The following is a 22,591-nucleotide window of genomic DNA, read 5'->3' as shown; positions in this document are numbered from 1 at the left end:
TGCCGCCGTAGGGTACGAGAGACCCGGACAAGTCCCCGGCCCCTAGGGAGTGAGCATGACCCAACCGCAACCCGGCCCCACCCTCTGGCGCCCCGAGTTCGAGCACGACGCCTGCGGCATCGGCGCCCTCGCCCACATCAAGGGCAGGCGCAGCCACCAGATGGTCGACGACGCCCTGTCGGTCCTCGTCAACCTCGAGCACCGCGGCGGCGTGGGCCTCGAGCGCACCACCGGCGACGGCGCCGGCATCCTTTTGCAGGTGCCCCACCGGTTCTTCCGCAAGGAGGCCCAGAAGGAGGGGTGCCTGCTCCCCGACGAGGGCGACTACGGCGTGGCCATGCTCTTCCTGCCCCAGGACGAGTTCGGCGTGACCGCCGCCCGCCGCACCTTCGAGGACGGCTGCGCCGCCGCCGGCCTGCCGCTGCTGTTCTGGCGCGAGGTCCCCGTGGACCCCCACGACCTTGGCGAGGCCGCCCGCGACACCATGCCCTCCATCTGGCAGGCCTTCATCGGCCGCCCGGACGCCGTGGCCGCCGGCGACGACTTCGAGCGCGCCCTCTACGTGTGCCGCCGCACCGTCGAGAAGGCGGCCGAGGCCTCGAGCGCCCTCGACGGCCGCATCTTCTACGTGTGCTCCATGAGCGCGCGCACGGTGGTCTACAAGGGCATGCTGCTCGCCACCCAGATGCGCCGCTTCTTCCTCGACCTCAACGACGCCGCCGTGGAGAGCGCCCTCTGCCTCGTGCACTCCCGCTACTCCACCAACACCACGCCCAGCTGGGAGCGCGCGCACCCCAACCGCTACATCATCCACAACGGCGAGATCAACACCCTCAAGGGCAACGTCTGCGCCCTGCGCGCCCGCGAGCCCGGGCTCTACTCGCCGGTGATGGGCCCCGACCTCGAGAAGGTCCTGCCGGTCATCGACCGCGAGGGCTCCGACTCCGCCATCCTCGACAACGTGCTCGAGTTCCTCGTCATGAACGGCCGCTCCATGAGTCGCGCGGCCTCCCTGCTCATGCCCGATCCCTGGGACCGCAACGACCACCTCGACCGCGAGCGCCGTGCCTTCGACCGCTACCAGTCCATGCTCATGGAGCCCTGGGACGGCCCGGCCGCCGTCGCCTACACCGACGGCCGCACCCTCGGCGCGTCCCTCGACCGCAACGGCCTGCGCCCGGCCCGCTACTACGTGACCCACGACGACCGCCTGCTGCTCTCCAGCGAGGTGGGCACCCTGGACGTGGACCCGGCCGACATCCTCGTGGCCGGCTCCCTCGGCCCCGGCGAGATGCTCGAGGTGGACCCGGCCGAGGGCCGCATCGTCTGGAACGACGAGCTCCGTCGCGACCTCGCCAGCGCCAAGCCCTTCGCCGACTGGATCGCCGAGGAGACCCTCGCCGTGGGGGACCTCGACGACCCGGGCGACCCGGGCCGCGAGCCCTTCGGCGGGCGCCCCTTCGCCTGGTCCATGGCGGCCCTCGGCCACTCGTGGGACGACGTCGCCGAGGTGCTGCGCCCCATGGCCGAGAAGGGCGCCGTGCCCCTGGCCTCCATGGGCTTCGACACGCCGCTCGCCTGCCTCTCGGCGAGGCCCCGGCCGTTCTTCGACTACTTCTACCAGCTGTTCGCCCAGGTGACCAACCCGCCCATCGACGCCCTGCGCGAGTCCATGGTCACGAGCAGCGTGCTCTACCTCGGCAACCACGGTAACATCCTCGAGGACGCCCGCGACAACTGCCGCCTCGTGGCCCTCGACGGCCCCATCCTGTCCGACGACGCCTTCCGCCGCGTCGCCGCCCTCGACCGCACCGGCTTCCACGCCCGCACCTTCGTGGGCGCCTTCGACCCCGCCGCGGGCCCTGACGCCCTCGAGGCCTCCCTGGACGCCCTCTGCGACGAGGTGGAGCGGGCCGTGGCGGCCGGCACCAACGTCGTGGTGCTCACCGACGACTGCGACCCCGCGCTGGTCCCCGTGCCGTCGCTGCTTTCCCTCGGCGCCGTCCACGACCGCCTCATGGCCCGCGGCCTGCGCATGGAGGCCGACATCGTCGTGGACACCGGCGACGCCGTCTGCGCCCACGACTTCGCCGCCCTCGTGGGCTTCTCGGCGTCCGGCGTGCACCCCCGCGGCGCCCACGACGCCTTGGCCTGCGCCGTCGCCACCGGCGCCGTCACCGTGGGCCTCGCCGAGGCCCTGGCCAACTACGACCGCGCCGTCACCTCGGGCATCGTCTCCATCATGTCCAAGATGGGCATCTCCACCATGCAGGGCTACCACGCCGCCCGGATCTTCGAGGCCGTGGGCCTCGCCGGCGAGGTCGTGGACCGCTGCTTCTCCGGCGTGCCGTCGCGCGTGGGCGGCCTGGGCTTCGCGGACATCCAGCGCGAGCTCGTGGAGCGCCGCGCCGAGGCCGACGCCCTGGCCCTCTCGCCGGCCCCCGACCAGCTGCCCAGCTCCGGCGCCACCAAGTGGCGCCCCGACAACGGCGTGTGGGAGGGCGAGGAGCACCTCATCGACCCCGAGGCCATCTACCTCCTGCAGCGCGCCTGCCGCGAGAACGACGCCGACCTCTGGGACGCCTACGTGGCCCATGTGCACCGCCCCGGCCGCCCCATGATGCTGCGCGACCTCCTCGAGTGCGTGCCGCTGCCCTCCGGCCCCGTGCCCCTCGACGAGGTGGAGCCCGCCTCCTCCATCGTCCGCCGCTTCAACACCGGCGCCATGAGCTACGGCTCCATCTCCAAGGAGGCCCACGAGTGCCTGGCCGTGGCCATGAACCGGCTGGGCGGCCGCTCCAACACCGGCGAGGGCGGCGAGGACCCGGCCCGCGAGGCGCCGCTGGCCCCCGGCTCCACCGCCGGATGGCGGCCCGGCGACTCCGCCAGGAGCGCCATCAAGCAGGTGGCCTCGGGGCGCTTCGGCGTCACGAGCCGCTACCTCGGCAGCGCCACCGAGATCCAGATCAAGATGGCCCAGGGCGCCAAGCCCGGCGAGGGCGGCCACCTGCCCGGGGCCAAGGTCTACCCCTGGATCGCCGAGGTGCGCCGCTCCACCCCGGGCGTGGGCCTCATCAGCCCGCCGCCGCACCACGACATCTACTCCATCGAGGACCTCGCCGAGCTCATCTTCGACCTCAAGAACGCCAGCCCCGGCGCCCGCGTGTCGGTGAAGCTCGTGGCCGAGGCCGGCGTGGGTACCATCGCCACCGGCGTGGCCAAGGGCGGCGCCGACAAGATCCTCATCTCCGGCTCCAACGGCGGCACCGGCGCCGCCCCGCGGGACTCCATCTACCACGCGGGCCTGCCCCTGGAGCTGGGCCTCGCCGAGGCCCAGCAGACGCTGCTCCGGAACGGCCTGCGCTCCCGCGTGGTCATGGAGGCCGACGGCAAGCTCATGAGCGGCCGCGACGTGGCCGTGGCGGCCCTCCTCGGCGCCGAGGAGTTCGGCTTCGCCACCATGCCCCTCGTGGCCATGGGCTGCCTCATGCAGCGCGACTGCCAGCAGGACACCTGCCCGGCCGGCATCGCCACCCAGAACGCCTGCCTGCGCAGGCAGTTCAAGGCCACCCCCGACGACGTGGTCAACTTCATGACCTTCATGGCCGAGGACCTCCGCCGCGAGATGGCGGCCCTGGGTTTCCGCACGGTGGACGAGATGGTGGGGCACCCGGAGCGCCTGCGCCAGAAGGCGGGGGAGGGCCCGTGGAAGGCCCGCACCCTGGACCTCTCGGCCGTCCTCGCCGTGGGCACCAACCTCTACGGCACCTCGGTCCCCGGCGCCTCGGGCACGCGGTTCCTCGAGGAGATGCGCTTCGACATGGCCCTCGAGCGGACCCTCGACGCCACGCTCTTCATCCCGTACACGGCCGACGCCCGCGAGCACCTGACGCCCATCGAGTTCACGGCCGACCTCGCCAACGTCAACCGCTGCGTGGGCACCATGCTCGGCGCCGCGGTGACGGCGCGGCACCCCGAGGGGCTGCCCGACGACACCGTCCGCATCCGGTGCCAGGGCTCCGGCGGCCAGTCGTTCGGCGCGTTCCTGCCGGCGGGCATCTCCCTCGACATCTCGGGCGACGCCAACGACTACGTGGGCAAGGGCCTCTCCGGCGGCATCGTCTCGGTGCACCCGGGCGAGGGGGCCGCGTACAAGTTCAACGAGAACACCGCTATCGGCAACGTGGCCTTCTACGGCGCCACGGGCGGTCGCGGCTTTGTGAACGGCCTTGCCGGCCAGCGCTTCGCCGTGCGCAACTCCGGCGCCACGGTGGTGGCCGAGGGGGTGGGCACCTGCGGCTGCGAGTACATGACCGGCGGCGTGGCCCTCATCCTGGGCGAGGTGGGCCCCAACTTCGCCGCCGGCATGAGCGGCGGCGTGGCCTACGTCTACGACGAGCTGGGCACTCTGGAGTCGCGGGTGAACAAGGGCCTCGTGGACGTGCTGCCCTGCGACGGGGACGACCTCGAGCGGGTGCGCGCCCTCATCGAGGAGCACGTGGAGCGCACCGGCAGCCCCTTGGGCATCAAGCTGCTCTACCGCTTCGGCCCGGTGTCCGGGAGGTTCAGGAAGGTGCTGCCGCGCGAGTACGCGCGGGTGACCGCCCTGGTGGACTCCGCGATTGCGGCGGGCGCCACCAGGGCCGAGGCCGAGCAGCAGGCGTTCGACGCCATGAGGATGGGGAGGTAGGCCATGGGCAAGGTCGGTGGCTTTCTCGAGATAGACCGTTGCACCCACGGCGAGCGCCCCGTCGAGGAGCGCCTGGGCGACTACCGCCCCATCGCCGTGCCACTGCCGGACGAGCGCCAGCGCCTCCAGGCGAGCCGCTGCATGGACTGCGGCGTGGCGTTCTGCCAGACCGGGCGCCCCTTCGGACGCGCCCGCGTGAGCGGCTGCCCGCTCCACAACCTCATCCCCGAGTGGAACGACCTCGTATGGCGCGGGCTCTGGGGCGAGGCGGCGGCCCGCATGCGCGTCACCAACCCGATGCCCGAGTTCACGGGCCGCGTGTGCCCGGCCCTCTGCGAGGCGGCCTGCAACCTGGGCCGCGACCGCGGGGCCACCGCCATCAAGGACGACGAGCTCGCCATCTCCGACCACGAGTGGGCCGACGGCGGCCCGACCGCGTTCGACCCCGGGCGCCCCCGGCCCCTCGCCGGGCGCTCGGTGGCCGTGGTGGGCTCCGGCCCCGCCGGCCTCGCCGCCGCCTGGGAGCTCCGCCGCCTGGGCGCCGACGTCACCGTGCACGAGCGCTCGGACGCCCCCGGCGGCCTCCTCATGTACGGCATCCCGACCATGAAGCTGGACAAGGCCGTGGTGCGCCGCCGCGTGGAGTGGCTCGCGGGCCAGGGCGTGGCGTTTGAGACGGGCTCCGACGCCTCCGACCCGGCCGTGGCCGACGGGATCGTCTCGTCCTGCGACGCCGTGGTGCTGGCCTGCGGCGCCGGGGCCGCCCGCCGCCTCGCGGTGCCGGGGTCGGACCTCGACGGCGTGGTCATGGCGGTGGACTACCTCACGGCAAGCACCGGGGCCGTCGAGGCGGCCGACGGCGACCCCGCGGCCGTCGCTCCGGAGATCTCGGCCGCGGGGCTCGACGTCGTGGTCGTCGGCGGCGGCGACACCGGCACCGACTGCGTGGCCACGGCCCTGCGCCAAGGCGCCCGCTCGGTCCGGCAGCTGGAGTTCATGGCGCGCCCGCCCGAGACGCGCCCGGCCTCCAACCCGTGGCCCGAGTGGCCCCAGGAGCTCAAGGTGGACTACGGCCAGGTGGAGGCCGAGGCCGTGGAGGGCGTCGACCCCCGCACCTGGGGGGCCGACGCCCAGGCCCTCGTGGACGGCGGCGACGGCTCGGTGTCCGCGCTGCGCTTCCGGCACCTGGACTGGTCGGGCGGGACCCCCGTGCCCGTCGAGGGCTCCGAGGAGGAGGTCCCGGCCCAGCTCGTGCTCATCGCCATGGGCTTCACCGGCCCGGTGCCGGCGGTCCTCGAGGCCTTCTCCGTGGAGACGTGCGACGACCGCCCGCTGCCGCTGGTGGGGGAGGGAGGCCACGGGGCCGTGTCCGGTTGCGCCGTGCCGGTCTTCGTGGCGGGCGACTGCCGCTCCGGCGCCTCCCTCGTGGTGAGCGCCATGGCCGACGGCCTGGCCTGCGCACGGGAGGTGGCGTCCCGCCTCTCCTGACCCTGTCGGCAAGGGCCCCCTCACGATCGGTTCGTGAGGGGGCCCTTTTTTGTTCCTCCCGTGTCCATAGATATCTCTAAATTCATAAATAGACATAGGTGAAATCGGTAAAAAGCACCAGGTTGCCTAGGTGTTCGCCTCCGCTTGCCGACTGAAAACTGAGTGTCCCTTGAAAGTATCTATTTTTCAGAGTAGAGTCAGGAATGCTCTGTAGAGGTCGTCGCCTGCGGCACGGGACGTGCCGCGGCCAACGGAGGTTCCGAGATGAATGCATCCACCCCAAGAAAACGCACATTTGCATTCGTGCTCTCGCTCCTGCTCGTCTTGCAGATGCTGGTTCCCAGCGCAAGCCTGCAGGCAATCGCCGAGGAGATGACGGGAGGGGGGTGACTCTGCGGCAGTGGTGGAGCCCGTCGGCGACGACGAGCCCCAGGACGCCGCTCCCGACGCCGCCCCCGAGGAGGCTGTCCCGGACGACGAGGCCGTCGACGGCGACGGCGAGGGCGACGATGCCGCCGCCCCGAAGGCCCCCACCCCCTCCGAGGTGGCCGTGCCCGCCGCGGCAGACCTGCTCGCCGCCCTTCCCACCCCCGTGACCGAGGGTGACGACGCCCCCGCGGCCCAGGCGGCCGACACCACCGTGGGCTCGCTCACCATCTCCGGCGGCACCGCGGGCGTGGACTATACGGTCTCCGGCACCACCGTGGTGGTGCAGACCGGCACGCCCCTCACCTTCAAGGGCACCCTCACCAACGGCACCGTCCAGATCAAGCAGGGCACCTCTGCCAACATCGCCCTGAACGGCGCCACCATCACGTCCAACACCAACAGCTCGCCCATCAACCTCATGGGCACGGGCACCACCCTCAGGCTCTTCCTGGCCGACGGTACCACCAACACCATCACGGTGAGCAGTCCCAGCTCGGTCTTCTGCGCCGGTATCCACTGCGGCGCCGGCTCCACCCTCTACATCGACGACTCGGTGGCCAACTGGAGCGGCTCCACCCACGTCGAGGTGCTCAACGGCGTGGTGGACACCACGGCCACCCTGGACAACGGCACGGCCGTCGCCCAGGGCGACCCGGTCACCCGTCTGGCGAGCCCCGACCCCGGCAAGCTCGTCGTGCGGGGCGGCGGCGGGTCGGCCGCCATCGGCTCCGGCTCCCAGGAGAACGCCGGTAACATGATCTTCGACGGCGGCGTCATCACCGCCTACGGCGCCGGCGGCCACGCCAACAACGGCGGCACCAACGCCAACCAGAACTGGAGCTCCGGCACCGGCATCGGCGCCGGCGCCGCCGGCGGGGCCACCAACATGTGGTTCAACGGCGCCCGGATCGCCGCCTACGGCTCCTACCACGGTGCCGGCATCGGCGCCGGGTGGTCCAGCGGCGCGGTGGCCACCCAGGCCGGCGCGGTGGCCGGCGGGGGGAACAAGACCTGTGGCAACATCTACATCAACGCCGGTTACCTCACCTCCCAGGGCTACGAGCACGGCAACGCCTTCGGCGGCGCCTGCGGCACCACCGCCACCAACTGCATCATCCGCATCACCGGCGGCACCCTTCACCCCTCCTCCTACTCCGGCAAGTTCGACATCGGCGGCACCGGCGGCTACACCATCGTCACCGGCGGCTCGGTCTACGTCTCCAACAAGAACAAGTTCACCGGCGTGGGCAACACCGCCTACAACACCCAGGGCGTCACCACGTGGAGCGACGTGACCGCCCTCGGCGGCTCCCTGCCCGCCGAGGACAAGGTCTTCATGCTCACCGTGGATCTCTCCACCTCCGCCGAGCACCTCACCAATGAGAAGCTCGAGGACTTCAAGCTCTTCATCGGCGGAGAGGACGCCAGCTACGGCGCCCCCACCGAGTTCGAGGGCGGCAAGCTCTACCTGTGGCTGCCCGAGTGGGTGGCCGCCCCCAACGCCGAGAAGGAGGTGCGCATCGAGATGTCGGTGCGCAAGGACGACGGCACCGTGGCCAAGATCGACCCCCTCTACATCGCCAAGCCCTCCACCTCCGACACCACCCAGACCGTCAAGCGCTACATCGAGTTCCCCTTCCCGAACGAGTACCAGAAGACCCTCGAGAAGGACTACGACGGCCTGCCCTTCCCGGCCCTGGTGGTCGACGCCGCCCACCCCATCAAGGTGGTGCGCCAGGTGGGCGACCAGACCCTGACCGAGCTGCTCGACAAGGGTGACGACGTCAAGTTCAAGTACCAGATGCTCAAGGAGAACGAGGACGGGGAGTGGGTGCCCGACGGGGCCGAGTCCGAGGAAGGCGCCGCCACCCTGCCTACCGACACCGGTCGCTTCCAGGTGACCATGACCTCCTACCAGTACGCCAAGGACCCGGCCTACGCCTCGAGCTACTGGGGTCACCAGGCCAAGGGCGTGGCCACCATCAACCCGGTGCCCGCCGTGCTCACCATGGAGGGCGTCGAGTGGGGCCACCTGGCCGACGACGGCACCTGGACCCAGATCACCCAGGACAGCGCCGCGGGCCAGGCCGGCAACCGCCTCAAGCTCACCTTCAACATACGCAGCGCCAACACCACGGCGCTAACCTGTGCCGCCCCCACCGGCTCGTTCCAGGTGCGCATCGACGGCAAGAAGGTGGGCGACCCCATCGTCCTCACCGCCGAGGGTGTGGGAGCCTCGGCCTTCTCCACCATCGAGTGGCCCGACATCGCTGTGGGCTCCCAGACCGGCGGCACCGAGACCCGCCACGCCACCAAGGTCACCTACTACCTCGACCCCGCCAACCGCGACGGCCTCCTCGACATCCTCGAGTCGGCCGCGGGCGGCGGCGAGCACACGGTGAACATCGAGTACATCGCCGACAAGAACTACATCCAGGGCGTGGACAAGAACCCCGACAACGCCAAGGAGGACGACACCTTCATCGTGCCGGTGCCGCCCACCGGCGACGTGGTCCCCGGCCCCGACGACCCCATCAAGGTTGAGCCCACCCCCGACCCCGGCCCCGACGACCCCGACGGCCCCGTGGACCCCGACGACAAGACCCTGGTGGTCCGCAAGACCATCACCGCGTCCTACAGCTCCTTCCACAGCAACGACGCCGAGATCGCCGACTTCTTCAACCTCAAGTTCCAGTCGAGCTCCTCGGCCAAGGTCATATGCACCACGTCCAACGCCGCCGTGGCCGACATCGTCCGCGCCGAGGACGGCTCCATCGACCTCGAGAACATCAAGGTCCAGGTGAACAGCTGCGGCACCGCCACCATCGTGATGGAGCAGGGGGCGAACGCCCTCTACACGGGCACCCGCTACATCCTCACCGTCAACATCATCCCGGACCCCTCCATCAAGCCCAAGGTCCAGATCCGCATGGTCACGCGCAACCTCGACCACCCCGGCCAGCCGGCGCGCCCCGGTGACCGCATCGAGTACCTGGTCACCGGCCTGAACCTCACCGAGGGGTCCGCATGGCAGGCCGCCACCCTCTGGACCACCCTCGACAGCCGCCTCACCCTCGACGAGGACTCCGTGCGCATGGCGGCCAACTACGCCACGCCCGACGTGTCCACCACCCTGGGCACCTCCGCCTTCTATGCGGCCGCGGCCGAGCAGGGCTTTGTCTGGGAGGACCTCGACTGGAGCGACCTGGCCGACGACGCCTGGAACCTGAGCGGCGCCACGGTCTCGGCCGGCGCCGGCACGGTGTACGGCGGCCAGTCTACCACCCTGCGTTTCGTCGCCACCCTCAACAGCGGCACCACCGGCCGTCCCACCGACCCCGATGACCCCAAGCCCGTCGACCCGACCCCTGGCGGCGGCGGCTCCTGGGGCGTCAACCCCGACCCGCTCCCCGGTGAGGACCCCGGGACGCCCAAGCCCCTTGACCCGGACAACCCCGACGACATCGTGGTCGTGGGCGACGACCCCACCCCCGACCCCGACGACCCCGACAACCCCAACCCCGTCGACCCGGGCACCATCCCGCCGCTGCCCGTGATCCCCAAGGACCCCGTGGTCGTGCCCGACCCCGACGACCCCGACGGTGAGGCCGACATCTCCGTGACAAAGAAGGCCGCCAACCTCACCCATCCCGACGCCAAGCGGGCCCTCGTGGGCGACGAGATCTCCTACACCATCACCCTCGCCAACAAGGGGGCCGACACCGCCTGGTACTCGCCGGTGATCCGCGACACCCTGCCCCAGGGCCTCGAGTTCGTGCCCGGCACCCTGGTGCTCACCCGTGTCGACGGGACGGAGCAGCCCGTGGACGACGCGGTATACGTGGAGTCCACCCGCACCATCGCCGTCTATGTGGACGACCTTTACGGCGGCGAGTCGACCAAGCTCACCTTCACCTGCCGGGTGACCCCCGACGCCCAGGGCACCGAGGGCGCCAACGTGGCCTTCGCCTTTGGCACCACCCCCACCGAGAAGTGGGAGGAGGAGCACCCCACCCCTGACCCTGACGACCCCGATAACCCGGACAACCCTGACAATCCGGACAACCCGGACAACCCGGACGATCCGTCGCCTGCCCCCAAACCCAAGCCAGAGCCCGGCGATCCCTTCGTGCCCGACCCGCCGGCCGGCGTGGACCCGGACGACCCCACCTACAACCCGTGGGAGGACTTTGACTGGGACACCTATCCGGAGAACAAGCCCACGCCCGAGCCCAGCGACCCGGTGACGCCCGGTCAGTCCGGCGGCGTCATGCCGGCCGATCCCGACGAGGACGGTCTTGCCATGGCCCTCACCGGCGAGAACCTCACCCGCGACATCTCCCGCACCATGGTGGGCGACACCATCCGCTATACCGCCACCTTCACCAATACCCAGGACCACACGGCCCTCTACGAAACCGTCCTGCGCAACATCGTCCCCGACGGCCTCACGGTGGTCCCCGGCTCCATCTACGTCGAGGTGCCCGACACCGCGGCGCCCGTGAGCCTGCTCGCCCTCACCGACGGCGTCGCCCCGGCCGCCGCGCCCGAGGTCACCGAGGACGGCCACCTGCGCTATGCCGTGGCCGACGGCGCCTATGTGGACGCCACCCGCACCATCGGCGTGCGCTCGGGCCACATGCCTGCGGGTACCTCGGTGCGCCTCGTCTACGACGCCGTGGTGGGCCCCGGGGCCGCGGGCCGCACCATCCTCGACCGCGCTTGGGGCCATGGCATGAAGCCGAGCTATTACGACCTCGACTCCGCCGACCCCCAGGTCTCCGAGGCCTTCGTCCCCTCCGGCACCCTCGCCGCGTTCCTCGCCACCGAGGGGCTCGCCACGCTGCCCGCCACCCATGAGATCCCCGTGAGCGACGTGACCGATCCCGCCGACGGTGCCGTGACCCTGACCAAGACGGCCAAGAACCTCACCAGCTCCGACGGCAACACCTATGTGGGCGACCGGGTGCGCTACACCCTGACCCTGGCCAACGACACCCCCGGCTCCGCTGTCTACGACGCGGTCATCGAGGACACCGTGCCCGCCGGTCTGGCCGTCGACGAGTCCACCGTCCGCCTGGTCACGGCCGACGGCCGCTCCGTGGCCTGCCGCGGCGTCTACGACGCGTCGACCCGCCGCCTGTCGGCGGTGGCGGGTGACGTCTTCGGCAGGGGGCAGGCGGTGCTCACCTTCGAGGTGGAGGTCACCTCCGAGGCCGTGGGCGCCGATGTGGGCAACATCGCCCGTGCCTTCGCCACGCTCCCCTCCGACATGGGCGACGGCGAGAGGGTCCCGCTCGTGCCGGGTACGCGCTTTGACCCGCCTGCCGGCTGGGACGCCTTCCTCACCGACTCCGGCAGCCTCTCGGTGGACAGCGGCGACGCCGTCTACCCCTCCGAGCGCGTGAGTGCCCGCGAGGGCGTCAAGGCCCGCGTGCTACCCGTCACCGGCGGCAGGGGACTGGTCCCCGTGACCGGCGACGTCGCATCCCTGGTCCCGGCCCTCGGTCTCATGGCCGCGGTCTCGGCGGCCGCGACCGTCTGGGTGCGCCGGCGCCGCTGACGCACCGACACCGCCCGACCGGGGAGGGCCGGCACCCGCACCTGGGGCGCCGGCCCTCCCCCTGCCTGTCCCAACACCCGGACACTTTTGTCCCAGCGGCCCTGCTAGGAGGCCCTTCTCGGTCGTTTGGTGCTTTTCGGTATGAACCCTGATCTAAACCACCAAACATCGCGTTGTTTGGTGGTCTTGGCCCCTCCGTGCAGGAGAAAAACCACCAAACCATTGGTGTGACTGGCGCGACAGGGGCGTCTGGCCCATCTGTCGCTTCTTATATTCATCAATTTATGGTTCTGACGGCCCATGTCCGAGCATGGCCTCGTGCCCTCCGACATCCCGGCCGGGAGCCGGCTTGCCGGGCATAGGGACGCCTCCCATTCCCCGTATTCAGGCAGCGGGGGGGGCGATTCAGAGGTGCGGGCCCCTTCGGGCGCCTACTTTCTTACGGAATTTAAAAGCACCTTGAATACAAGGGACTAGAGAGAGTATATTCAGAAAACGTTTAGGAAAAATGACACTCTCGCCGTCCCCACGACGGTGCGCGACCCGGAGGTGACCCCATGAATGCGCGAACACCCAAAAACCGTCCCTTTGCGTTCCTGCTCTCCATGTTCTTGGCCTTTGAGCTCTGCCTGCCCGGAGCCTGCCTACCGGCACTGGCGGAGGCCATGGAGGTGGCGCCGGAGGTGCCCATGGACACCCGGACCGTCGATGAGGTCGACGGCACCGTCGATGGCCCGGCCGATGACGGCGCCACGGACGGGCCGGCCGACGGGACCGACGGGCCCGCGCCCGTCGACGACCAGGTCGATCAGGCCGACCCGGACCCCCAGGGCCTTCCCGATGACCCCGTGCCCGTCGACGAGCCGGTGGCCGCGGCCTCCGAGGGCCTTCCCGAGCCCCGCGACATCGGTGACGGCTTCACCGACTACGGCGGCCTCTCCATCGCCGGCGGCACCCCGGGGACGAGCTACGCCCTGGAAAACGTCACCTACTCCCGCATCGGCCGCGGGTCCAACGAGACCCCGCCGCAGCACCAGGACGGCCGCCAGTTCCCCGTGACCACCACCGACACCCGCGCCATCGCGATGCTGGTGATCAAGGCCGACGGTGCCTACACCGTCCGCAACACCGCGGGGTCCGGCACCGCCGTGGCCACGGGCATCCGCGTCGCCCCCGGGGTCGACGCCACCATCACCTTTGCCGGCGTGAACATCCAGGGCCAGTTCCCCATGGACATCGCCACCAACTCCACCGCCTCCGGAAACGGCACCGTCGAGGTGTCGGGCGACGACGTGGCCGACAAGACCACGGTCCACCTCATCCTCGCCGACGGCACCACCAACACCCTGCACAACTCCTACTACTCCACGTTGGACACCGGGTCCAACACCCCGGCCGCCTATATGTTCCCGGGCCTGCGCTGCGGCGAGGGCTCCGTGCTCGTGGTCGACGACGAGGTGCTCAACCAGGACGTGTCGGGAGAGCCCGTCGTACCCGCCCAGGGCATGATTCCGGCCGGCACCACCTATGTGGACCGCGACGGCAAGACCCAGACCTCCACGGGCGTGGGCAAGGACCTCGTGTCGAGCCTCTCCAACCTCGAGAGCCGCGACCCCGGCCAGCTGTGGGTCTACAGCGGCATCCGGTCGGCGGCCATCGGCGGCGGCCCCATCGAGAACAGCGGCGACATGACCTTCAACGGCGGCGACCTCCACGTCTACTCCAACGACAAGGCCGCCAACGGCTCGGGCGCGGCCATCGGCGGCGGTCACGCCGGCGGCGGCACCACCATCACCTTCAACGGCGGCACCGTCGACTCCTATGCCTCCTTCCACGGCGCCGCCATCGGCGGCGGGTGCACCTACACCGGCGGGATGTCCGGAAGCACCAGCACCTGGCCCCTGCGCGACGCCATCATCTCCCGCACCGCCAACCACACCATCGCCGGCGACATCACCGTCAACGGCGGCTTCGTGGAGGCATGGGGCGCCGAGCACAGCAACGCCTTCGGCCAGGGCTGCGGCGGCACCAACACCGGCAGGACCATCCTCATCACCGGCGGCACCCTGCTGCCCCACTGGGGAGGCAACGGCGGCTTCCTCGAGATCGGCGGCAGCCAGGGTTACGTGGTCATCACCGGCGGGTCGGTCAACTGCACCCGCTTCCAGGGCAACGACAACGACGGCCTGGCCTACGGCGACCTCGAGCGCACCAAGAAGGTGGCCATGCTCACCATCGACGTGAAGTCCAAGATCCAGGCCATGGCCGACGCCGCCGGCGTCACCCCCGACTTCAACGCCAAGCTCGAGAGCTGGGAGCTCCTGCTCGACAAGATGCTCACCGACCCGCCCTACGGCGCCCCGGCCAACCTCAACGACGGCAAGCTCTACCTGTGGCTCCCCAAGGGCACCAACACCTCCCACCAGATCGACGCCAACTTCTCCTACTACGTGGGTGAGAAGCTCCTCACCTCCAACACGACCCTTCCCCAGGGCTCGGCCGGCTCGGGCGACACCACCGCCAAGGAGTGGGAGAGCTTCAAGCTGGACGAGGACTTCGTCACCAAGAACTGGAGCAAGTACTACGACGGCGAGCCCTTGGAGAAGGTGGACGTCTCCAAGACGCCGATCAAGGTGGACAACCCTGCCGGCGGCCAGCTCGACAACAACGACAAGATCAAATACAACTACCAGCAGATGGACGAGGACGGCAACCCCATCAGCGCCGCCACCACCGGCACCAGGACCCCGGCGGACGCCGGCTTCTACGACATCGAGGTCCGCTCCGAGCAGTACAAGGAGAACGCCCCGTTCTCCCAGACCTACTGGGGCCACTCCGCCACAGGCCGCGCGGTCATCTCGCCGGTGTGCTCCACCACCTCCTGGGAGCTCAGCGAACCGGTGGTCCTCTCCACCACCGACGCCGACGGCAACGAGGTGAGGAAGGAGTACACCGCCCCCACCTGGGCCCAGGACGACAACGCCGGCAACTACAACACCGCCACCAACAACCACCTGGTGGTGCCCGTGGACGTCACCAGCGGCTCCCTGCCCTTCGGCGACTCCTACCCCGACGGCTCCACCATGAGCCGCACCAGCTGCAAGGCCCCCACCGGCCGCCTCCAGCTCTACATCGACGACCGCGCGGTGCCCGAGGGCCTGGGCGGCGTGATCGAGGTCGACCGCGACCGGCTCGAGGACGCGTCCTTCACCCACGCCTGGATCGCGGCCGACGACAGCGGCCGCGAGCACACCATGGCCTACTTCGACCTCACCCGCTCCCAGCTCGAGGCCTTTGGCCTGGAGGACAAGAGCTCCGAGGGCAACGAGCACCACGTGCGGGTCGAGTACACCAGCGCCTCCGCCGACGCCGGTCCCCGCGACGAGGCCGCGGCGGCCTCCGAGGACGACAGCGAGCCCTGGGTGCCCGCCCACAACGACTCCGCCTACGTCAACTACTACGAGTCGGCCAACGACGACAACGCCGTGGAGATCGAGCTGGCCACCCCCGACCTGCGCCTGTTCAACGAGAGCGGCACCGGCTACATCCCCAACGGGGAGGGCCTGGCCGAGGGCGACCTGGCCGCCAACGACGCCAAGCTCAAGCTCGACGAGGACCACGAGCGCGACTGGACGGCCCCCGACGGCACGAGGATGGGCACCGAGGACCACACCGACGTCTCCGCTTTCCGCGACAAGCTCGACGACGCCGGCAACGTGGTCAAGGAGAACCCCGACTGGTTCCCCCTCTACCTCCAGACCAACTCCATCGGCGACGTGGAGTTCACCAGCTCCAACCCGGCGGTGATCTCGGTGGTGCCCAACGACGCCATGACCGACCGCACCTACGTGGAGAACAAGACCGACTACGGCGTGGGGGCCCGGGCCCGGGTGCTCTCGGCGGGGAAGACCACCATCACCGCCACCGTCAAGGGCACCGGCGCCTACAGTGGCGCCTCCAGGAGCTTCGACGTCTACGTCTTCCCCGACCTGGCCAAGAAGCCTGAGCTCACCCTCACCGCCACCGCCTACGACACCACCCGCGACGACGGCACCGTGAGGCCCGGCGACGTGATGCGCTACACCGTCACCGCCACCAACACCGCCGCCGACTCGGCCTGCATCAACCCCGTCTACGAGCTCGGCATTCCCGGCGACACCACCCTCAAGTCCCTCGTGGCCGTGGCCCCCGACGGCACCGAGACCGTCATCGAGAACCCCCGCGTCGTCGACGGCAAGGTGGTCGTCGACAGCCTCCCGACCCTCTTCGGCGGGCAGTCCTGGCGGTTCGTGCTCGATGTGACCGTCGACTCCGACCTGTTCGACCCCGGCCACGGCGCCCTGGAGCTTGCGAGCACCTCCAAGGCCTCGGGCATCTACGGCGTCAACCCCGACCAGTTCGAGTGGGACACCCGCTTCCCGGCCGAGGGCATGCCCGTGGACGATGCCCTGGTGACGGTAGACCCCTCCAAGCCCGCCCCCGACGAGCCCGGCGAACCCGAGCCCGACCCCGACAAGGCCGTCGACATCCTGGGCGGCGACCTCATCGACGAGACGCCGGACCCCGACGACCCCGACGACGAGCCGGACGCCCCCGGGGTGCCCGTGGGCCCGGTGGTCCCCGGCAGCCCCTTCGACGAGGCCGAGCTCCCCGACGATCCCGACGACCCGGATGCTCCGCCCGTGAGGGAGCCCATCCAACCCGGTGACCGCGTCGTGATCTTCGGCGACGACCCCGACCCGGTGACCCCCGAGGACATCGCCAAGGAGCTCGAGGAGCAGATCCGCAAGAAGCTCGAGGAGGACCCCGAGGCCACCGAGGTCAAGATCCCGGTGACCGTGGAGCGCCCCGGCCCCGACGGCACCCCGGAGCGCGTCGAGGTGGTGGTGACCGTGCCCATCACCCCCGACATGCGTCCCGAGCCCGAGGACCGCGACGACCACGATCTGGTCCCGGTGCCCTCCGACGTCGACCCCCGTCCCGACGGCGACATCGTCAGCACCAAGAAGGCCGTCAACGTGACGCCGGGCCACGACCGGCGCCCCAACAAGTCCGTGGCCCTGGTGGGCGACACCATCCGCTACACCGTGACCGTCTCCAACACCCTTCCCGGCGGCGCCTGGTACAACGTCGTCGTGCGCGACGCGCTGCCGGTGGGCCTCGCCTACGTGCCGGGGTCGGCGCGGGTCACCCTGGCCGACGGCACCGAGCTCACGGAGTTCTCCAGCGACTTCGACCCCGCCACCAGGGTGCTGGGCTTCTGCCTCGGCGACCTCGTGAGCGTCTCGTCCGCGTCGGTGACCTTCGACTGCACCGTCACCCCCGACGCCCTCACCGTGGACGTGGAGGGCAACGTGGCCACCCCCTTCGGAACCGAGCCCTCCGCCACCGTCACCCCCGACCCCGAGAACCCCGACGGCCCGCCCTCCGTGGGGCCCGAGCCCGAGACCCCGGGTCCGTGGAACCCCGAGGACCACGACAAGACCTGGGAGGACGTGGAGAAGGAGACCGAGGAGCAGGTCCGCGACGGGCTGCCCGTGCCCGACGACGAGGAGGTGAAGGTTGCCCCCACGGACCCCTCGTTCATCGACGACGTGGTCCACGAGGTGGTCCCCGGCGACCCCGACCACAGCCGCTTCTCCTGCACCAAGACCGCTGAGAACCTCTCCGGTCGCGAGGCCGGCACCGTCCTGGTGGGCGACACCATCCGCTACACCGTGGCCTTCACCAACGGCGACGAGCCCTGGACCCGCTGGTACGACGTGACCCTCTACGACAAGATGCCCGCCGGCGTCACCCCGGTGTCCGGCAGCTTCAGGCTGGTGCTCCCCGACGGCGTCGAGATGTCCTGCCCCGACTCCGTCTACAACCCCGTCTCCGGGGATGTGTCGGTGGCCGTGGGCGCCATCGACGGCGGCCAGACCGTCACCCTCGTCTTCGACGCCCTCGTGGAGGAGGCGGCCGTGGGCACCGACATCGCCAACACCGCCTCGGCCCTGGGCACCGACCCGTCCGGTGCCACCGAGGGCGTGATTCGCGACGGCGGGTCGGCCCCCATCGGCGACCGGCGCGAGGTCGGCGGCCTCCTCGGCATCTACGGCAGCCTCGACGCCTCCACGGCGGCCTCCTCCGAGGTGGCCTACCCGGACGGCGTGCGCCCCGAGGTGTCTCGGCCGGCCCCCGGCGCCACGCTGCCCCAGACCGGGAGCCCCATCAGGGCCACCCTTTCCCAGCGCCTGAGGGCGATCGTTCCGGTGACCGGCGACCAGGCGGCCACCTACGGCTGGGCGCTCCTGGCGGCCCTCGCCTGCGCCGGGGCCGTGACGGTGGTGGAGGGGCGGCGCCGCGGGCGCTGAGACCCCCGTTTCCCCGCGCGTTCCCTGACGGCCCCCGGCGCCCTTCGGCACCGGGGGCCGTCCCCGTTCGCGGCCGTGGTAGAATCAATCACATGGAAACAGATAAGTTTTTGGAGACAATCCGGGAGTCCCTCGCGGCCTCCCGTCCCGGCGGCGCCCCGGCCGGTGCGGGCCCCGACCTTCCGGGCCCCTGCGAGGCCGGCCTTTTCCGGGCGCCCGGCAGGCCGCCCCTCGAGGTGCCCTGGCCCGAGGACCTCGTGGCCCAGGAGACCGGCCCCCGGGAGTCGGAGGCGGCCGCCGCGGCCCGGGCAGACCTCGAACGCCTCCGCGAGGGGTTCTCCCGCCGGGCGGGGCAGGGGGACACGGCCCGCATCGCCCTGCTCGAGGCCCGCTGCCACGAGCTCGAGGCCAAGGTGGCGTCGCTGTCCGAGGCCCTCGCCCGCACCACGGCGGCCGCCACGTCCCAGGCTCGGGAGGCCGTGGCCCGGGCCCTCGACCGGGAACGCCGCGAGGGGGCCCGAAGGGAGCGGGAGGCCCTGGAGAGGGGCCGCGGCCAGGGGCGCTCCCTGGCGTCCGAGCGTCTCGGCGCCGCCGAGGCCGACGCCCGGTCGGCCCGCAGGGAGGCCCGGGCGGCCACGGCCCGCATAGACGACCTCGTCGCCGAGCTCGCCGCCGTGCGCGACGCGGGCCGCCAGCTGGAGCAGGAGCGCGCCTCCCGCGCCCGGGCCGAGCGGGACCACGCCCGGGAGGTCTCCCGCCTCGAGAACGAGGTGCGGCGCCTGGGGGCGGAGCTCGCCCAGCTCCGGGGCCGGGAGCCCGAGATCGACCTCGGGCCCGTCAGCGGCCCCCTCGACGCCATCCGCACCATCCCGCACTCCCTCGTGGAGGAGGTGAGGCTCTTCTCGGGCCTCCAGGACCGGGTGGAGTTCCTGCCGTCGGCCCTCGAGGCCGCCGCCAACTACCACGGGGGCGACCTCGACCGTTACTGGGAGGCCCTCATCGCCATGCACGACGTCATGTGGTCCCTCAAGTTCCAGGAGGCCGACGTCCAGATCAGCCGCGACTTCCGCGACCGCACGGGCTTCCAGTACGCGGCCAACGAGAGCCGCGAGACCCTGGAGATCGAGAGCTGCCGCCGGGCGCGCACCTTCCGCTACCAGGGGCGCGACCGCCTTATGACCAACCACGTCAAGGTGGGCAACTCCGGCAACTACGCCGACGGGGCCCTGCGCATCTACTTCCTGTTCGACGAGGAGCGCCGCAAGCTCGTGGTGGGCCACGTGGGCAGGCACCTGCCCACCAAGAGCTTCATGCGCAGCACGTAGGCACCGTCCGCCAAGGAAGTCGAGGTTGTACCCTCGGGACGGTACAACTTCGTCAAAATCGGCTGATAAACCGTGTGGCCGCGGTGAATGGCCCGATGCCGGCTTGGTCCGGCGCCGTTCAGGACCATAATCAAGGCATATGGGCAGGCGTCACCGGCGCCTGGAAGGGTCACGACCAACGGAGGTTCGACCATGCTCGTCAATTCCAAGCAGATGCTCGACAACGCCGTCGCCGGCCACTACGCCGTCGGCGCCTTCAACACCAACGACCTCGAGTGGTGCCACGCCATCATGCTGGCGGCCGAGGAGACCCAGTCGCCCCTCATCATCCAGTGCTCCATGGGCGCCGGCAAGTACCAGACCGGCTACAAGACCGTCTCCGCCCTCGTGCACGCCATGTACGACGCCCTGAACCTCACCGTGCCCGTCTCCCTGCACCTCGACCACGGCTCCTACGACGCCTGCCTCGAGTGCATCGACGCCGGCTTCACCTCCGTCATGTACGACGGCTCCCACGAGGAGAACTTCGACGTCAACATGAAGAACACCGCGGAGCTCGTGCGCATCTGCCACTCCAAGGGCATCTCCATCGAGGCCGAGGTTGGCTCCATCGGCGGCACCGAGGACGGCATCACCGGCACCGGCGAGTGCGCCGACCCGGCCGAGTGCAAGGCCATCGCCGACCTCGGCGTCGACATGCTGGCCGCCGGCATCGGAAACATCCACGGCCTCTACCCCGAGAACTGGACCGGCCTGCAGTTCGACGTCCTGAAGGCCATCAAGGCCGAGGTGGGCGACCTGCCCCTCGTCCTCCACGGTGGCACCGGCATCCCCGCCGACCAGATCGCCAAGGCCATCGACCTCGGCGTGGCCAAGATCAACGTCAACACCGAGCTCCAGGTCGTCTGGGCCGACGCCGTGGCCAAATACGTCCGCGACGGCGGCGTGGAGAAGGAGAAGGGCTTCGACCCCCGCAAGATGCTCAAGCCCGGCACCGCCGCCATCCAGGCCAAGACCGAGGAGAAGATCCGCGAGTTCGGCTCTGCCGGCAAGGGCTGGAACTAGCGCCCCCCTCGGCACCCTGCCGTCTTGTCGGGCCGACCCTCGGGTCGGCCCTTTTTTTGTGGGCTTCCATCAAGGTGAAAAGAGGGGACCTCTGCGTTGCCCGCGGTTTCTGCAAAGCCACTTTTCAATTATGAAGCGTGCCGTCCCCCTGGAGCCCCGTCGCGGCCGGTTGATACAATGGCTCGAACGGGCAACGGCGCGTGCCGCCGTCTCCCGGCAGCCATGCACCCTTCCTAGAGAGGCGTTATGAATCTCAAGACCAAGGTTTGCGGTCTCGTGGGCGCGGCCCTCGTGGCCGGCACCGTGGGTTTCTTCGTGTCGTCCCCGGCCCTGGCCGACACCGCCGGCGACCTCCAGGCCAAGCTCGAGGCCGCCCAGTCCCGTCTCGACTCCCTCTACGACCAGGCAGGCCAGATCTCCGAGCAGCTCAACGGCACCAAGGTGAACCTCGCCAACACCGAGGCCCAGATCGAGGAGTCAAACCAGAAGATTGCCAGCACCGAGGCCGACATCAAGGCCAAGGAGGCCGAGCTCGTGGAGCGCCGTGCCAGGCTCGGCGACTCCGTGGCCCAGGACTACAAGACCGGTGGCGTCAACTTCCTGTCGATCGTCCTCAACTCCGGCAGCTTCGACGACTTCGTCTCGCGCGTGTACTACGCCGACAAGATCAGCTCGCAGCAGGCCGGCGACATCCAGGCCACCAAGGACCTCCAGGCCTCCCTCGAGAACCAGAAGGTGAGCCTCGAGGCCACCAAGACCCAGCTGGAGCAGCAGAAACAGGACCAGACCGACCTCCTCGGCCAGCAGCAGGCCCAGCAGGACCAGCTCTCCGCCTCCGTCTCCGAGGCCGAGAGCTACGTCAACGGCCTCGACGCCGACGTGAAGGCCAAGCTCGCCGAGGAGGAGCAGGCCCGCGCCGCCGAGCAGTCCCAGGCCGCCAGCGAGGGCCAGGCCCAGGTGGCGGCCACCGTCAACGACGCCCTCGACAACGCCGGCACCTCCAACGGCGGCGGCACCTCCAATGGGGGAGGCACCTCCAACAACGGGGGCAACAACGGCGGCTCCAACGGGGGAGGCACCTCCAAGCCCTCCACCCCCTCCAAGCCCTCGGGCGGCAGCACCTCCAAGCCCTCGGGCAGCTCCTCGGCCCGCCAGGCCGTACTCGACGCCGCCTACTCCATGATCGGCAGCCGCTACGTCTACGGTGCCTGCGACCCCGCGGGCCGCGCCTTCGACTGCTCCGGTTTCACGATGTACTGCTTCTCCAAGGCGGGCATCAGCCTCGACCACTACTCCGAGAGCCAGGCGGCCCGTACGGCCAAGAAGCCCGTGAGCCAGCTGCTTCCCGGCGACCTCGTGTGGCATCCCGGCCACGTGGGCATCTATGCCGGCAACGGCATGATCATCGATGCCGGCAACGAGCGCGTGGGAGTCTCCCTGCGCCCGCTCTACGGCGGCACGGGCCAGTGGAGGGGTGGCTGGCCCGCGTAAGGGCGTAAGGGGCTTGCAAGTCCCGCAGGAACGACCCATCGGCACCCCGCAGGCCCCGGCCTGCGGGGTGCCTTCCTGTGCGGGGAGGATGACCGACGGGCGATAGGCGGGCCGACCGGGCGACCGGGCGTCTCGGTCCCGCACGGTGCCTTGCGCCCGCCCGGGCCGGGGCCGCCTCGCCTCG

The 22,591-nt window shown here is 70.6% G+C and carries 7 protein-coding genes; all 7 read left to right on the top strand.

Features of this window, described 5'->3' with window-relative positions:
* The first annotated feature begins 55 nt into the window (after nt 1-55).
* Nucleotides 56-4,690 (top strand): glutamate synthase large subunit, encoded by a 4,635-nt coding sequence (gene gltB, locus OR600_RS07250; RefSeq protein ID WP_265590920.1) that lies wholly within the window; start codon nt 56-58, stop codon nt 4,688-4,690.
* A gap of 3 nt (nt 4,691-4,693) precedes the next feature.
* Nucleotides 4,694-6,178, top strand: a complete 1,485-nt coding sequence (locus tag OR600_RS07245) for a glutamate synthase subunit beta (RefSeq protein ID WP_135978744.1) — start codon at nt 4,694-4,696, stop codon at nt 6,176-6,178.
* Nucleotides 6,179-6,578: 400 nt separating this feature from the next.
* Nucleotides 6,579-12,170 carry an isopeptide-forming domain-containing fimbrial protein gene (locus OR600_RS07240; RefSeq protein ID WP_265590919.1) on the top strand — a complete coding sequence of 1,864 codons (5,592 nt, stop codon included), beginning with the start codon at nt 6,579-6,581 and terminating at the stop codon, nt 12,168-12,170.
* Nucleotides 12,171-12,727: 557 nt separating this feature from the next.
* The gene (locus OR600_RS07235; RefSeq protein WP_265590918.1) at nt 12,728-18,526 is read left to right on the top strand and encodes a DUF11 domain-containing protein; all 5,799 of its coding nucleotides are present in this window, start codon (nt 12,728-12,730) and stop codon (nt 18,524-18,526) included.
* A gap of 92 nt (nt 18,527-18,618) precedes the next feature.
* Nucleotides 18,619-19,851, top strand: coding sequence for a hypothetical protein (locus OR600_RS07230; RefSeq protein ID WP_135978747.1), 1,233 nt, complete (start codon nt 18,619-18,621; stop codon nt 19,849-19,851).
* A gap of 192 nt (nt 19,852-20,043) precedes the next feature.
* Nucleotides 20,044-20,916: a class II fructose-1,6-bisphosphate aldolase gene (fba, locus tag OR600_RS07225; RefSeq protein ID WP_135978748.1), complete on the top strand. Its 873-nt coding sequence runs from the start codon at nt 20,044-20,046 to the stop codon at nt 20,914-20,916.
* 246 nt (nt 20,917-21,162) lie between these two features.
* Complete coding sequence (locus OR600_RS07220) at nt 21,163-22,407, top strand: C40 family peptidase (RefSeq protein ID WP_135978749.1); 1,245 nt, start codon at nt 21,163-21,165, stop codon at nt 22,405-22,407.
* Nucleotides 22,408-22,591 lie beyond the last annotated feature (184 nt).

This window comes from Granulimonas faecalis (assembly GCF_022834715.1).
GTDB classification, from domain to species: Bacteria; Actinomycetota; Coriobacteriia; order Coriobacteriales; family Atopobiaceae; genus Granulimonas; species Granulimonas faecalis.
The sequence above is the reverse complement of the archived record's forward strand: the minus strand, read 5'-3'. Positions and strand labels throughout refer to the sequence as shown.

Coding starts and splice junctions, on each gene's coding strand:
- OR600_RS07230 (WP_135978747.1), top strand. CDS start 18,619: ATGGAAACAGATAAGTTTTTGGAGACAATCCGGGAGTCCCTCGCGGCC.
- OR600_RS07245 (WP_135978744.1), top strand. CDS start 4,694: ATGGGCAAGGTCGGTGGCTTTCTCGAGATAGACCGTTGCACCCACGGC.
- fba (WP_135978748.1), top strand. CDS start 20,044: ATGCTCGTCAATTCCAAGCAGATGCTCGACAACGCCGTCGCCGGCCAC.
- OR600_RS07235 (WP_265590918.1), top strand. CDS start 12,728: ATGAATGCGCGAACACCCAAAAACCGTCCCTTTGCGTTCCTGCTCTCC.
- gltB (WP_265590920.1), top strand. CDS start 56: ATGACCCAACCGCAACCCGGCCCCACCCTCTGGCGCCCCGAGTTCGAG.
- OR600_RS07220 (WP_135978749.1), top strand. CDS start 21,163: ATGAATCTCAAGACCAAGGTTTGCGGTCTCGTGGGCGCGGCCCTCGTG.